The following is a 14276-nucleotide window of genomic DNA, read 5'->3' on the forward strand; positions in this document are numbered from 1 at the left end:
CCGAAACCACCGATCCCTGTGGCGAGGGGGCTTGCCCCCGTTGGGCTGCGAAGCGGCCCCATAATCTGTGACCGTGTCGAGCCTGACACACCGCATTTTTAGGTTTTGGGACTGCTGCGCAGTCCAACGGGGGCAAGCCCCCTCGCCACAAAGGTGTGTGAACTGAAACCCCGGCGGCCCTGCAAGCCGCCGGTGTGGATGAAGATCAAGCGCGTGCCCCGGGCAAATTTACCCGCCTCGACTTGCTGCTTGAGCGCCAGCAGCGCTTTGCCGGTGTACAGCGGTTCGAGGGGAATGCCGCTGGCCTGTTCAGTGTGCTCGATGAATGCAAGCAACGGCGGATCGACTTTGGCAAAACCGCCACGGCTGGCGTCCAGCAGTTCATAGGCGGGATCGATCAGACCGGCCTCCTGCACAATCCTCTCGACCTGCTGCACTACGCCGTGATCGTCAGGCACCGCCAACGCGCCATACACCGGATGTTCGCCCGCCTCGGCCAGAACCAGCCCGGCCAGGGTGGTGCCCGTTCCGCAGGCCAGCCACCAGCCGTCGTAGTGGCTCCAGCCCAGACCGCTCAATTGCTCGCAGGCCAGAGTCACCAACTGCCCGCAACCCTTCGCCCCAAGCAAGCCGCCACCACCTTCCGGCACTGGATGTAGCTCAGGGTATTGCTCCCGCCATGGCTGCCAGAAGCCCGGTTCGTGCCGCGCTCGATAACCGCCATAACCCAACCAATGCAAGTGCATGCCGAACACTTGCAAGTCCTTCACCGTCGGGGTGTCTTGCGGATGCCCGCGCAGCAGGCCGACCGTGGTGAAACCGAAGCGTTTGCCTGCAGCGGCCAATGCATGGAGATGGTTGGAATGAGCACCGCCCAGGCTGATGATGCCTTGGGCGCCGCTCTGGTCGGCGGCTTTCAGGTGTTCGATGAGTTTGAACCACTTGTTGCCACTGATCAGCGGGTCAATCTGGTCCAGACGCAGGATGGCTACTTCGATGCCGGCAGTGGTGAGCCAGTCGAGGTGAAGGGATTCGAGAGGGGCCTGGGGGAGCCAGTTTGTTGGTGGGGAAAGCATTGGCGCCTGATCGTTCTCAGATAGAGCCCGCATTCTAGTCGCTCAAAGGAACCCATCGCGAGCAGGCTCGCTCCCACATTGGATTTGCGTCGGTCACAAAATACGTGAACACCACAAAACCTGTGGGAGCGAGCCTGCTCGTGATGGCCATTGGCACCTTAAACCTGCGTATTACAACTCAGCCGCCAACCGCGAACCCTGGTTGATCGCGCGCTTGGCATCCAGCTCCGCCGCCACGTCCGCGCCGCCGATCAAATGCACGTTCTGCCCGGCCGCAATCAGACCGTCCTGCAACTCACGCAACGGATCCTGTCCGGCGCAGATCACGATGTTATCCACCGGTAGCACCTGCGGTTCGCCGCTTTCGCCGATGCGGATGTGCAGGCCTTCGTCGTCGATCTTCAGGTACTCGACGCTGTTGAGCATCTGCACCTGCTTGTTCTTAAGTCCCGTGCGGTGAATCCAGCCAGTGGTTTTGCCCAGACCGTCGCCGACCTTGGATTTCTTGCGTTGCAGCAGGAACACTTCGCGGGCCGGCGCATGCGGCTCAGCCTTGACTCCCGCAACACCGCCGCGCGCTTCGAGGTGTGTATCGATGCCCCACTCCTTCCAGAACGCTTCGCGGTCCTGACTGGTGGCCACGCCCTCGTGAACGAGGAATTCCGACACGTCGAAACCGATACCACCGGCGCCGATCACCGCGACGCGCTTGCCCACCGGTTTGCGTTCGAGGATCACGTCCAGGTAACTCAGCACCTTGGCGTGTTCGACGCCCGGAATCGCCGGCACCCGTGGGGCAATGCCGGTCGCCAGGATGATCTCGTCGTAACCGCCCTCGACCAGCTGCGCCACATCCACACGAGTGTTCAGGCACAGCTCGACGTGGGTGGTCTGCAATTTGCGGTTGAAGTAACGCAGGGTTTCGAAGAACTCTTCCTTGCCAGGTACACGCTTGGCGATGTTGAACTGGCCGCCGATTTCGCTGGCCGAATCGAACAACGTCACCTGATGACCACGTTCAGCAGCCACGGTCGCGGCGGACAGCCCTGCGGGGCCGGCACCGACCACGGCGATTTTCTTGATCTGCTGCACCGGCAGGTAATTGAGCTCGGTTTCATGGCAGGCCCGCGGGTTCACCAGGCAACTGGTCAACTTGCCGCCAAAGGTGTGATCCAGGCATGCCTGGTTGCAACCGATACAGGTGTTGATTTCATCGCCACGCCCGGCCGCAGCCTTGTTGACGAAATCCGGGTCGGCGAGGAACGGCCGTGCCATGGACACCATGTCGGCATCGCCTTCGGCCAGAATCTGCTCGGCGACTTCCGGGGTGTTGATGCGGTTGGTGGTGATCAGCGGAATATTCACCGAGCCACGCAGTTTGGCCGTGACCTTGCTGAACGCCGCACGCGGTACTTTGGTGGCGATGGTCGGAATCCGCGCTTCGTGCCAGCCGATGCCGGTGTTGATAATCGTCGCACCGGCCTGCTCGATGGCCTTGGCCAATTGCACGATCTCTTCCCAGCTGCTGCCGCCTTCCACCAGATCAAGCATCGACAGGCGGAAGATAATGATGAAGTTCGGGCCGACCGCTTCGCGCACCCGGCGGACGATTTCTACCGGCAGGCGCATGCGGTTTTCGTAAGCGCCGCCCCAGCGGTCAGTTCGATGGTTGGTGTGGGCCGCAAGGAACTGGTTAATGAAATAACCTTCGGAGCCCATGATCTCGACGCCGTCGTACTCGGCTTTTTGCGCCAGGGTCGAACAAGTGACGAAATCGCTGATTTGTTTCTCGATGCCTTCCTCGTCCAGCTCTTTAGGCTTGAACGGGTTGATCGGCGCCTGGATCGCGCTCGGTGCCACCTGTTTCGGGCTGTAGGCATAACGCCCGGCATGAAGAATCTGCATGCAGATCTTGCCGCCCGCCTCGTGCACCGCTCGGGTGACGATCAGGTGCTTGAGGGCTTCTTCCTCGGTGGTGAGTTTGGCCGCGCCGGAGTAAACCCCGCCCTCATCGTTCGGGCCGATACCGCCGGTAACCATCAGGCCTACACCGCCACGGGCACGCTCGGCGAAATACGCCGCCATGCGCTCGAAACCGCCGGGCTTTTCCTCAAGGCCCGTGTGCATCGAGCCCATCAGGGTGCGGTTGCGCAACGTGGTAAAACCCAGGTCCAGCGGGGCCAACAGGTGCGGGTAATGAGCGGCGGCCATCGGTAACTCCACAACGAGCGATCACGGAAAAAGTGCAGGAGCTCTTCGGCCCCCGTCAGTCATGTTCGACAGACTAAGAGTCGCACTGCTGTCACTCAATGACCGTAACTGACAACTTATTGATCCAAATGTGCAGCGCCCCTTGGCAAGCGCGGGCATGAGCCCTACCCTAGTCGCGAACCCTGCACACGGCCGTTGACTGTTTCCCCATGCGCAAACTTTTGTACCTGACCCTCTCCATGGCGTTGATCGCCGCCCTCACGACCTACGCCATGTGGGCCGCGGACCGTCCGGTGGGTCATTACCTGTCGGACCTGCGCATCAGTCTCGCGGTCGATCAGGGCACTCCCGCCGATCGCGGCAATCTTCTGGGTATCCAGCCCGAGTTGTTCCCCACCGATTATCAAAGCCCCGAACGCTTGCACCGCAAGCTCGCGGCCTACTTGCAGAAGGCTCAGGATCAAGGCCTGCTGAATGAAAAAACCATCGTCGTACTGCCCGAACATGTCGGCACCTGGCTGATGATCAGCGGCGAAAAAGACGAGTTGTACCAGGCCGCTACGCTCAAGGAAGCCATGAACTGGTTGGCGGTGAGCAACCCGTTGCAGTTCATCCGCGCCCTGATCAGCGCCGAGGGCGGTAGCCGTCTCGACGATGCGCACTTGCGGATGAAAGCCAAGAAAATGGCCAGGGATTATCAGGCACTGTTCGGCGGCCTGGCGAAAGACTTCCACGTGACGCTGGTGGCGGGTTCCATCGTGTTGCCCGAGCCGAGTATCAGCGATGGCACCCTGAAGATTGGCCGCGGTGCCCTGTACAACAGCAGCGTAGTGTTCGGTCGCGATGGTTTGCCGATCGGCCAGCCTCAGCGGCAAATGCACCCGACTTTCGCTGGACGCGACACTGTCGAAGCCAATTCCGAGCACACGATCAACGTCGTCGATACACCGCCCGGACGCCTGGGCGTGCTGATCGGCAGCGACAGTTGGTATCCGGACAACTATCGCAAACTCGACGATCAAGGCGCGCAACTGGTGGCGGTCCCGGCGTTCGTCGTCGGACACGGGTCTTGGGATCAACCGTGGCCTGGCTACAAAGGCCAGTCCACGCCGAACTCTGTGAGCCTCAAAGCTGGCGAACTCAGTGAAGGTCAGGCCTGGCATCGGCTGACGCTGATCGCCCAACCGTCCGGCAGCCAGGCCATCGCCGGTATGAGCGTGTTCCTGCGCGGTCAGTTCTGGGACAAGGGCAGCGCCGGTCAGAGCTTCCTCAGCAGCAACGGGCAACAATTCGCCGACGGCGATGCCCGGGGCGCGCGTTTGCTGAACCTCTGGCTGTAAGCCGATGAAACCGCAGCCGATGCGTCTCGGGGATTTGTCGGTGGGCTTTGTCCATAGCCTGGCCGACGCCGTGCGCAGCCATGGCCTGGACCCACAACCACTGCTTGAACAATACGGCCTCGATGCCGCACGGCTGGCCGAAGCCGGCGCCCGTCTCTCGATCCCGCGCTACATGCGCCTGGGTCACGGCGCCATTCAACTGACCGACGACCCGGCATTGGGTTTGCGCATGGGCCAGCTCAGTCGCCTGAGCCAGGCCGGCCTGGCCGGAGTCACCGCCGCCCAAGCCCCCACCGTGCGGGAAGCGGCGCGCTGCCTGATTCGCTTCGAAGCACTGTACGGCTCCAACTATCGCGGCCAGTCAAGCTTTCACGAAGACGCCCAAGGTGCCTGGCTGCGGTTCTATTCCATCAGCCCCTACAACGCCTACAACCGCTTCGTGGTGGATTCGATCATCGCCGGCTGGTTGCAGCAATTATCCAGCGTAAGCCCTGCCCCGCTACGCGCTGAACGGATCGAGATCGAATTCCAGGCGCCGGATTACCGCGAGGCATACGCCGTGCTGGGGGATTGTCCGATTCAGTTTGGCGCCGAACAGAACCAACTGCGCCTGAGCCTGGACAGCCTCGCCCAGCGCAACCCGGAGCACTGCCCGAGCACCTGGCGGCACCTGCTGCAACTGTGTGAACGGGAACTGGAGCAACTGACACGCACCCGCAGCCTGCGTGAACGCATCACTCAGTTACTGGGGCCGTTGCTCAATGGTGGTCGGGAGCCCGACCTGGAAGAAGTGGCGGCACGCCTGAAGCTGCCAACTTGGACGTTGCGTCGCAAACTCGCCGAGGAAGGCACGCAATTTCGTGCAATTCTCAACGATACACGCCGCGACCTCGCCATGACCTACATCCGCGACACCGAACTGGCGTTCGGGGAAATCGCCTACCTGCTGGGTTTTGCCTCAGCCGAAGCCTTCCAACGGGCCTTCAAACGCTGGAACGGCCAGACCCCCGGCGAGTTTCGCCGCAGTCATCGCCAATCCGCGTAAGGTTAGGGGGCGCGGCGGGGAAACTAATTGAGAACGCCCCCTAAAGCTCGGTAGCGTCTTCGGCCGGTTCCAGCGGGTCCAGTTCAAACGCCTGATACTCGAGCAGTTCTTCTTGATAATCGTCCATTATTAAACCCCCATCGCTTGTTGAAAAAATCGTCTGAATAAATGACTAGTGCCCTGAGCATAAAGTGCCCGCATGAAAGAAAAATGACGCGGGTATGACACTACGTCGCTACTGAATAAAACGTATTAGGTGGTCAGGAATTTATCACAGGATTTTTTCGATACGAGCTGCAGGAATACGGCTCGATTTGATGTGGATCAATCTTGAAAGGTGTTACGGGATCGGAGTCGTCTGACCCGATCCGTAACATCAGCCTTTTACTGGCCGGAGACAGGCATGGCCGAAATTGGCTCGCTCGGAGGGGGCATGGTGCTTGAGTCTGCCGGTGGCGTCACCGTTTCTGTGGACGAAGCCGGCTCGCTGCCCTGCTCCGGAGTGATCGGCGCCGTTTCAGCAGGTGGTGCAACAGGCTCCGAACTGGATGGAGCGGTTTCGGCTGGTGCAGGTTCAGCTGCCGGCGCTGGAGCAGGTGCAGGTTCTGCCGCCGGGGTCGGCGCCAACTGAGCCGGCGCAGCCTTGGTTTCAGGCACACCCAGATCAGTCTTCGGCTTCTCGGTAATGTGCGCGGCCTTCTTCGCTTCCGGCGGCAGGAACAACTCGACCAAGGCAAAGAAACGCTCGTAGAACTTGGCCGAGGATACGGTTTCACTGGCGACCTTGACCATCGAATCGTCGGACGAGCCGATCGGCATCGACACCGAGCCCAATACACCGACACCAAGGCTGGCGGAGTTGTTGGTCTTTTTCAGCGCATAGCGGTCCTGCAAGGCGTTGGCGAACATCGTCGCGTGATGCCCTTCGCTGCCGTCATCGGCACAAACCACGCTGAAGCTGATCTCCATGTGGGTCTCGCCAGTCTGCTGGAAGCTCTTGTGTCCACTGACCAGCTTCGGATCGGCGCTGGTGATGATGTAACCCTGGCTGAGCAAAGCCCGACGGGCGGCCTCGCAGGTCTGCTTATCGCTCACCGGGTAATTGCGCGAGAACGTTCCGGAATCGTCGAAGTTCTCATGCTCGTAGATGGCGGCTTTCTTCGACGAACAACCGGCAGCGGCGGCCAGCACCAAGGCCAGCCCGACAATACGCATGGGAATTGATTTAAACATTGAACATCCTGAGGAAAACGGTTCGGGGCGTATTGTGCAACAGATCGATGCTTAGCGTCGCACCGTTTAGTGTCTTGAAACAGTTACAAGTCTACTGACTGTTACTGACAGGAAAAAGTCGCGCGGTAAATAAGCAGGCGACGGGTAGCTCATGCCGCTTTTGTTTCACCCATAAAAAACCCCAGCCTTTCGGCCGGGGTCTTTGTGTCGCGCAAAGCTCAGTCAAGCATCAGAAACGCTTGATCTCCGCCTCGCTTTCCAACAGTTTGCGGTAGGCCGCAAAGTCTTGCTGGCCAATGCGCGAGGCGAGGAAGCGACGGTATTGAACCTTCTCTTCTTCGGTCGGTGCCGCAGCTTCGTTCACGCCATTCAGACGCACAATCACCAGGCTACCATCGGCCAGGGTCACGCTGCTGAAGGTCGGCTTGTCTTGGGCAGCGGGTTTCGGCATACGGAACAGCGCTTGCAGCACGGTTGGGTCGACCCCTTCCTGAGCGCGAGTCGCAGCTTGAGTCACTTTCCAGTTCTGGCCATCGATCGCCTTGTCCAGTGCAGTCTTGCCATCGCGCAGGCTGACGATCAGTTGATCAGCCTTGGTCTTGGCGGCAGCACTGGCATGCTCCTTGGTCAGTTGCGCACGGATGCTGGCAGCCACGCTTTCCAGCGGCAGTTGCTCAGGCTTGCGGTGTTCCTTGGCGCGCAGCACGATCACGGTTTCCGGGTCCAGCTCGATGGCGGTGCTGTTGGCACCCTCATCCAGCACTTCAGGACTGAACGCAGCGGTCACCACGGCACGGTTGGCCGCAATACCTTCGCCACCTTCCCGGCCGAATGGCGCGGACGTGTGGACAGTCAGCTTCAAGTCTTGTGCTGGCTGGGCCAGGTCGGAGGCCTCGAACGACGAGTCTTCCAACTGCTTGGTCGCCTCGACGAAACGCTGCTCGACCTGCTGGGTTTTCAGCTCGCGGGTCAGCTTGTCTTTCAGGCTGGCGAATGTCGGCACTTCAGGGGCTTCAACGCCCAGCAGCTTGATCAGGTGGAAACCGAAGTCAGTGCGAACCGGCTCCGAAACCTGATCCTTGGCCAACGAATACAGGGCTTTTTCAAACGCTGGATCGTAGACGCCTGGACCTGCATAACCGAGGTCACCGCCATTGTTCGCCGAGCCTGGATCCTGGGAGAATTCCTTGGCCAGGGCCTCGAATGTTTCGCCTTTGGCCAGACGCGCCTGCACTTCTTCGATTTTGGCCTTGGCTTGCGCCTCGGTCACCTTATCGTTCACTTCGATCAGAATATGCGCAGCCCGGCGTTGCTCGGACAGGTTCGCGGTTTCTTTCTGATACGCCGCTTGCAGGTCTTCGTCCTTGACGCTGACCTGATCAAAGAAGGACGCTTTCTTCAATTCGAGGTAATCGATGACCACCTGATCCGGCGTCATGAATTCCTTGGCGTGTTCGTCGTAGTAGGCTTTGACTTCGTCGTCAGTCAATTTCACCGCCGCAGGATCTGCCTTGACGTTCAGGGTGGCGAAATCGCGGGTCTGTTTTTCCAGACGGGCGAAGGCCAGAACCTGCGCATCAGTGACAAAGCCGCTACCGGCCAAGCCCGCGCGCAGCTGACCGATCAACATTTCCTGAGCCAGCATCTGGCGGAATTGCAGACGGCTATAACCGAGTTGACGGATCACCTGATCGAAGCGCTCGGCGCTGAACTTGCCATCCACCTGGAATTCAGGCGTTTGCAGGATCACCTGATCCAAAGCCGCTTCGGAGAAAGCGAATTTCGACTTTTCTGCGCCTTGCAGCAGCAGTTTGCGATCGATCAGGCCTTTGAGGGCCGATTCGCGCAGCATTTTTTCGTCGAGCAAGGAAGCATCGAAATCCTTGCCAAGCTGTTGCATGAGCTGACGGCGTTGCATATCAACCGCCTGGTTCAGCTCGTTTTGACTGATTTCTTCACCGTTGACCTTGGCCGCATCCTGGCTGTTGGTCGTCGCCTGGAAAATGGCCTCGATACCGGTGAAAGCCATCAGTACAACGATGATCCCGATAATGGTCTTGGCAATCCAGCCTTGTGAATTGTCCCTGATATTCTGCAGCATGCGTCCCCCAGAAACGGTTGAACTTCAAAATTAGGCAACCGTGGAGCGTGGGTAGAATCCGGATAGAAGAAAGGCGCATCCGAGGATGCGCCTTCTCGTAACTGGCGGAGCGGACGGGACTCGAACCCGCGACCCCCGGCGTGACAGGCCGGTATTCTAACCGACTGAACTACCGCTCCGCTGCCAAGTCAGGAATGACCCCGACCCGGATAGGCAAAAACCTGAATCGAACTTAGTTGACAGCTTCTTTCAGTGCTTTACCGGCTTTGAAACCTGGCTTTTTGGCGGCGGCGATTTCCAGCGTCTTACCGGTCTGTGGGTTACGACCGATGCGAGCAGGACGATCGGTCACGGAGAAGGTACCGAAACCAACCAGAACAACAGAGTCGCCAGCCTTGAGAGCGCCAGTGACGGATTCGATTACAGCGTCCAGCGCACGGCCAGCAGCAGCTTTCGGGATATCAGCGGATGCAGCGATAGCATCAATCAGTTCCGACTTGTTCACTCTAAGTCCCCTTATATCTATTTTGAGTTTGATTCTAAGTTTTTTGGTGAAAGCAAAAAAACGAGTGCTGAATGGCCTACAGACACTTAAGAGCCGCTTTATAACAAGGGCTCTAAAAAACTGTCAACAAGCCCCCCAGGCAAATGCGTACTAATGCGTGCTAATTCTTTCCTTAGAGTCAGACTCGCGTTTTTCATCCTTTGCAACGATCTCCGGAACCACATCCGGCAAGGGCTCCGGCGCGTATTGCAGCGCAATTTGCAGGACCTCGTCAATCCATTTAACTGGTTTAATCTGTAGATCTTGCTTGATATTGTCAGGAATTTCCTTCAGATCGCGTACGTTCTCTTCCGGAATGATCACCGTCTTGATTCCGCCACGGTGAGCCGCCAGCAGTTTTTCCTTCAAACCCCCGATCGCCAGCACTTGACCACGCAAGGTGATTTCGCCGGTCATGGCAACATCTGCGCGCACAGGAATGCCAGTCAATGCTGATACCAAGGCCGTGCACATGCCTACACCGGCGCTAGGGCCATCTTTCGGCGTTGCCCCTTCAGGCATATGGATATGCGTGTCGCGCTTCTCATGGAAGTCCAGAGGAATCCCCAGGCTCTTCGCACGGCTACGGACAACGGTCAGGGCTGCGGTGATCGACTCGACCATCACGTCACCCAGAGAACCCGTCTTGATTAACTGGCCTTTACCCGGCACGACCGCGGCTTCAATGGTCAGCAATTCGCCGCCCACCTGGGTCCACGCCAAGCCTGTGACTTGACCGATCTGATCCTGCGACTCAGCCAGGCCGTAGCGGAATTTACGCACGCCCAGGAAGTGCTCGAGCATGTCGGCAGTGACCTTCACCGAGAAGCGTTTTTCCATCGCATGCTCTTTGACCGCCTTGCGGCAAACCTTGGCAATCTGGCGCTCCAGCCCACGTACACCGGCTTCGCGGGTGTAGTAGCGAATGATGTCGCGAATCGCTTCGGCGTCGAATTCCAGCTCGCCTTTTTTCAGACCGTTGGCCGTAATCTGCTTCGGCGAAAGGTATTTGACAGCGATGTTGATCTTCTCGTCTTCGGTGTAACCCGGCAGACGAATCACTTCCATTCGGTCCAGCAGTGCTGGCGGAATGTTCATCGAGTTGGAGGTGCACAGGAACATCACATCGGACAGGTCGTAATCGACTTCCAGATAGTGATCGTTGAAGTTGTGGTTCTGCTCGGGATCGAGCACTTCCAGCAACGCCGACGCCGGATCGCCACGCATATCACTGCCCATTTTATCGATTTCATCGAGCAGGAACAGCGGGTTGCGGACACCCACCTTTGTCATCTTTTGAATCAATCTTCCTGGCATCGAACCGATATAAGTCCGGCGATGACCACGAATTTCCGCCTCATCGCGCACACCACCGAGGGCCATACGGACGAATTTGCGGTTGGTGGCGTGAGCGATCGACTCCGCCAGAGAGGTTTTACCCACCCCTGGAGGACCCACCAGGCACAGCACAGGACCACGAATCTTCTTCACGCGCTTCTGCACGGCGAGGTATTCGAGAATCCGCTCTTTGACTTCTTCCAGACCATAGTGGTCGGCGTCGAGAATGTCTTCGGCACGGGCAAGGTCCAGACGCACCTTGCTCTGAGCCTTCCACGGCACTTGAACCAGCCAGTCGATATACGAACGCACCACCGTCGCTTCCGCGGACATTGGCGACATTTGCTTGAGCTTGTTCAGTTCGGCCTGGGCCTTGGCCAATGCATCTTTCGGCAGACCAGCGGCATCGATACGCTTTTTCAGCTCTTCGATTTCGTTGTGGCCTTCGTCGCTGTCGCCCAGCTCTTTCTGAATGGCCTTCATCTGCTCATTCAGGTAGTACTCGCGCTGGCTGCGCTCCATTTGCTTTTTAACGCGGCCGCGAATACGTTTTTCGACTTGCAGCAGATCGATCTCGGCATCCAGCAACGCCAGAACGTGCTCGACCCGGGCCGACAAATCGATGATTTCGAGGATTTCCTGCTTCTGCTCGATCTTCAAGGCCATGTGCGCGGCCATGGTGTCAACCAGGCGACCTGGCTCGTCGATGCTGTTAAGCGACGACAGGACTTCAGCGGGGACTTTCTTGCCCAGCTGCACATATTGTTCGAACTGAGCCAGCAGGCTGCGGACAAACACTTCCGACTCGCGCTCAGGCGCGTCGACTTCGTCGATCAGCGAAACTTCGGCACGGCAGTGGCCGTCGACTTCGCTGAAGCGCTCCACGGCGCCCCGCTGCTCGCCTTCGACAAGAACCTTGACCGTGCCGTCAGGCAGCTTGAGCAGCTGCAGAACGGTAGCGATGGTGCCTACGCGATAAAGTGCTTCTTCACCGGGATCGTCATCAGCGGGATTTCGCTGAGCCAGCAGAAGGATTTGCTTGTCGCCCGTCATCGCTGCCTCGAGGGCTTCGATGGATTTCTCGCGCCCCACGAACAGCGGGATAACCATGTGCGGATAAACCACGACATCACGCAATGGCAGGAGAGGCAATTCGATGGTTGTCTTCATGATTTCGCCTCTACGGCGGCCATAAGGCCGTAAACAGATGGATGTAAGCTTGAAACCAAGATGGGGGCTGTTTTCAAAAAAAACAAGCGCAAATAAAATGTTAAAACGCGTTAAAAGCAAAGGGGCCCGAAGGCCCCTTCTTTATTTCAGCAGTGTGACGCTTAGGCGTCTGGCGCTGCCTTGGCAGCCGGCTCACTGTTTTCGTAGATATACAGTGGCTTGGACTTACCTTCTATAACGCTTTCATCGATCACTACTTTACTCACCTCGGACTGCGAGGGGATTTCATACATAGTGTCGAGCAATACACCTTCGAGGATCGAGCGCAGTCCACGGGCACCGGTTTTGCGTTCCAGAGCACGTTTGGCGACCGATTTCAGCGCGTCGGCCCGGAATTCCAGGTCCACGCCTTCCATCTCGAACAGCTTGGCATACTGCTTGGTCAGAGCATTTTTCGGCTCGGTGAGAATCTGCATCAACGCAGCCTCATCAAGCTCGTCCAGCGTGGCAAGTACCGGCAGACGACCGACGAATTCCGGGATCAGACCGAACTTGACCAAGTCGTCAGGTTCGACTTCACGCAGGGACTCACCGACTTTCTTGCCTTCTTCCTTGCTACGAACTTCCGCGTTGAAACCGATGCCGCCCTTGGTGGAACGGTTTTGAATAACCTTTTCCAGACCGGAGAACGCACCACCGCAGATGAACAGGATGTTACGGGTGTCGACCTGAAGGAATTCCTGCTGCGGGTGCTTGCGACCACCTTGAGGTGGAACGGAAGCGACCGTGCCTTCAATCAACTTGAGCAGGGCCTGCTGCACGCCTTCACCGGAAACGTCCCGGGTGATCGACGGGTTGTCAGACTTGCGCGAGATCTTGTCGATCTCATCGATGTAGACGATGCCCATCTGGGCTTTTTCTACATCGTAATCGCACTTCTGCAGCAGCTTCTGAATGATGTTCTCGACATCTTCACCGACATAACCCGCCTCGGTGAGGGTGGTTGCGTCGGCGATGGTGAACGGAACGTTCAGCAAGCGGGCCAGTGTTTCGGCAAGCAGGGTTTTACCCGAGCCTGTCGGGCCGATCAGCAAGATGTTGCTTTTGCCGAGTTCGACGTCGTCATTCTTTTTGTCACGCTGGTTCAAACGCTTGTAGTGGTTGTACACCGCTACGGCCAGAACCTTTTTCGCACGTTCCTGACCAATCACGTACTGATCAAGGATGCCGCTGATTTCTTTAGGCGAAGGCAATTTATGCGCGCTGCTTTCGGCCTGGGCTTCCTGCACCTCCTCACGGATGATGTCATTGCACAGGTCGACGCACTCGTCGCAGATAAAGACCGAGGGGCCGGCAATCAATTTGCGTACTTCATGCTGGCTTTTGCCACAGAAGGAGCAATAGAGCAGCTTGCCGTTGTCCTCGCCGTTGCGGGTGTCAGTCATTCGTTCGATCCAAATCCGATAGGCTTGCAACACAAGATGAAGGCTATTGCGGGCTTTTTCAAGCCCGCCGGTGATCAGACCAGCTGACCAACCCTATTTTGAGCTGCTTATTTTAAGCGGGGCGCTGGTTGATCACTTCATCGATCAACCCGTATTCACGCGCCGCTTCTGCACTCATGAAATTATCGCGGTTGGTATCGCGCTCGATTTCTTCAAGAGTGCGCCCGCTATGCTTGGCCATCAGCGTGTTGAGACGCTCACGAATGAAGAGGATTTCCTTGGCATGGATTTCGATATCCGAGGCCTGGCCCTGGAAACCGCCCAGTGGCTGGTGAATCATCACACGCGAGTTCGGCAGGCAGTAACGCTTGCCTTGGGCACCGGCCGTCAGCAGAAACGCGCCCATGCTGCACGCTTGACCGATACAGGTGGTCGACACGTTTGGCTTGATGAACTGCATGGTGTCATAGATCGACATGCCCGCCGTCACCGAACCGCCCGGCGAGTTGATATAGAGATGGATGTCCTTGTCCGGGTTTTCCGCTTCAAGGAACAGCAGTTGCGCACAGATCAGGTTGGCCATGTAGTCCTCTACCGGACCAACCAGAAAAATCACTCGCTCCTTGAGAAGGCGCGAGTAGATGTCATAGGCGCGCTCGCCACGAGCAGACTGCTCGACAACCATCGGGACCAAGCCGCCTGCGGCCTGGATATCAGAGTTCTGCTGAATATACGAATTACGGAACATGCTCTGCAGTCACTCCCAAATAGTT

General features: G+C 58.0%; 10 protein-coding genes and 1 tRNA gene. 2 read left to right on the forward strand and 9 right to left on the reverse strand.

What is annotated here, in order from left to right:
• Nucleotides 1-98: 98 nt before the first annotated feature.
• Both KVG95_RS16845 and KVG95_RS16850 read right to left on the reverse strand, forming a co-directional pair.
• Complete coding sequence (locus tag KVG95_RS16845) at nt 99-1076, reverse strand: 1-aminocyclopropane-1-carboxylate deaminase/D-cysteine desulfhydrase (protein WP_217857226.1); 978 nt, start codon at nt 1074-1076, stop codon at nt 99-101.
• A 171-nt stretch (nt 1077-1247) separates the two neighbouring features.
• Nucleotides 1248-3287: an NADPH-dependent 2,4-dienoyl-CoA reductase gene (locus KVG95_RS16850; RefSeq protein ID WP_217857227.1), complete on the reverse strand. Its 2040-nt coding sequence runs from the start codon at nt 3285-3287 to the stop codon at nt 1248-1250.
• A gap of 209 nt (nt 3288-3496) precedes the next feature.
• On the opposite strand from KVG95_RS16850, the gene KVG95_RS16855 reads away from it, so the two are divergent.
• Nucleotides 3497-4627, forward strand: coding sequence for a carbon-nitrogen hydrolase family protein (locus KVG95_RS16855; protein ID WP_217857228.1), 1131 nt, complete (start codon nt 3497-3499; stop codon nt 4625-4627).
• 4 nt (nt 4628-4631) lie between these two features.
• Nucleotides 4632-5672, forward strand: coding sequence for an AraC family transcriptional regulator (locus KVG95_RS16860; protein ID WP_217857229.1), 1041 nt, complete (start codon nt 4632-4634; stop codon nt 5670-5672).
• 384 nt (nt 5673-6056) lie between these two features.
• On the opposite strand, the gene KVG95_RS16865 is transcribed toward KVG95_RS16860, so the two are convergent.
• The 7 genes from KVG95_RS16865 to clpP form a co-directional block, all read right to left on the reverse strand.
• A complete protein-coding gene (locus KVG95_RS16865) occupies nt 6057-6905 on the reverse strand; it encodes a DUF2242 domain-containing protein (protein WP_217857230.1) in 849 nt (282 codons plus the stop codon).
• Nucleotides 6906-7134: 229 nt separating this feature from the next.
• A complete protein-coding gene (locus KVG95_RS16870; RefSeq protein ID WP_052967288.1) occupies nt 7135-9006 on the reverse strand; it encodes a SurA N-terminal domain-containing protein in 1872 nt (623 codons plus the stop codon).
• Nucleotides 9007-9108: 102 nt separating this feature from the next.
• Nucleotides 9109-9185 (reverse strand) — tRNA-Asp (locus KVG95_RS16875).
• A gap of 53 nt (nt 9186-9238) precedes the next feature.
• Nucleotides 9239-9511 (reverse strand): HU family DNA-binding protein, encoded by a 273-nt coding sequence (locus KVG95_RS16880; protein WP_002552737.1) that lies wholly within the window; start codon nt 9509-9511, stop codon nt 9239-9241.
• A 150-nt stretch (nt 9512-9661) separates the two neighbouring features.
• Complete coding sequence (gene lon, locus KVG95_RS16885) at nt 9662-12058, reverse strand: endopeptidase La (protein WP_007901802.1); 2397 nt, start codon at nt 12056-12058, stop codon at nt 9662-9664.
• A gap of 161 nt (nt 12059-12219) precedes the next feature.
• Nucleotides 12220-13503 carry an ATP-dependent Clp protease ATP-binding subunit ClpX gene (clpX, locus tag KVG95_RS16890; RefSeq protein WP_007946893.1) on the reverse strand — a complete coding sequence of 428 codons (1284 nt, stop codon included), beginning with the start codon at nt 13501-13503 and terminating at the stop codon, nt 12220-12222.
• 112 nt (nt 13504-13615) lie between these two features.
• Nucleotides 13616-14251, reverse strand: a complete 636-nt coding sequence (clpP, locus tag KVG95_RS16895) for an ATP-dependent Clp endopeptidase proteolytic subunit ClpP (RefSeq protein ID WP_007901795.1) — start codon at nt 14249-14251, stop codon at nt 13616-13618.
• Nucleotides 14252-14276 lie beyond the last annotated feature (25 nt).

It is taken from the genome of Pseudomonas farris, assembly GCF_019145235.1.
In the GTDB taxonomy this organism is placed as follows: domain Bacteria; phylum Pseudomonadota; class Gammaproteobacteria; order Pseudomonadales; family Pseudomonadaceae; genus Aquipseudomonas; species Aquipseudomonas farris.

What these genes read in the sequence shown, in the direction of transcription:
- KVG95_RS16845 (WP_217857226.1), bottom strand. Translation starts at nt 1,076, where the DNA reads ATGCTTTCCCCACCAACAAACTGGCTCCCCCAGGCCCCTCTCGAATCC.
- KVG95_RS16850 (WP_217857227.1), bottom strand. Translation starts at nt 3,287, where the DNA reads ATGGCCGCCGCTCATTACCCGCACCTGTTGGCCCCGCTGGACCTGGGT.
- KVG95_RS16855 (WP_217857228.1), top strand. Translation starts at nt 3,497, where the DNA reads ATGCGCAAACTTTTGTACCTGACCCTCTCCATGGCGTTGATCGCCGCC.
- KVG95_RS16860 (WP_217857229.1), top strand. Translation starts at nt 4,632, where the DNA reads ATGAAACCGCAGCCGATGCGTCTCGGGGATTTGTCGGTGGGCTTTGTC.
- KVG95_RS16865 (WP_217857230.1), bottom strand. Translation starts at nt 6,905, where the DNA reads ATGTTTAAATCAATTCCCATGCGTATTGTCGGGCTGGCCTTGGTGCTG.
- KVG95_RS16870 (WP_052967288.1), bottom strand. Translation starts at nt 9,006, where the DNA reads ATGCTGCAGAATATCAGGGACAATTCACAAGGCTGGATTGCCAAGACC.
- lon (WP_007901802.1), bottom strand. Translation starts at nt 12,058, where the DNA reads ATGAAGACAACCATCGAATTGCCTCTCCTGCCATTGCGTGATGTCGTG.
- clpX (WP_007946893.1), bottom strand. Translation starts at nt 13,503, where the DNA reads ATGACTGACACCCGCAACGGCGAGGACAACGGCAAGCTGCTCTATTGC.
- clpP (WP_007901795.1), bottom strand. Translation starts at nt 14,251, where the DNA reads ATGTTCCGTAATTCGTATATTCAGCAGAACTCTGATATCCAGGCCGCA.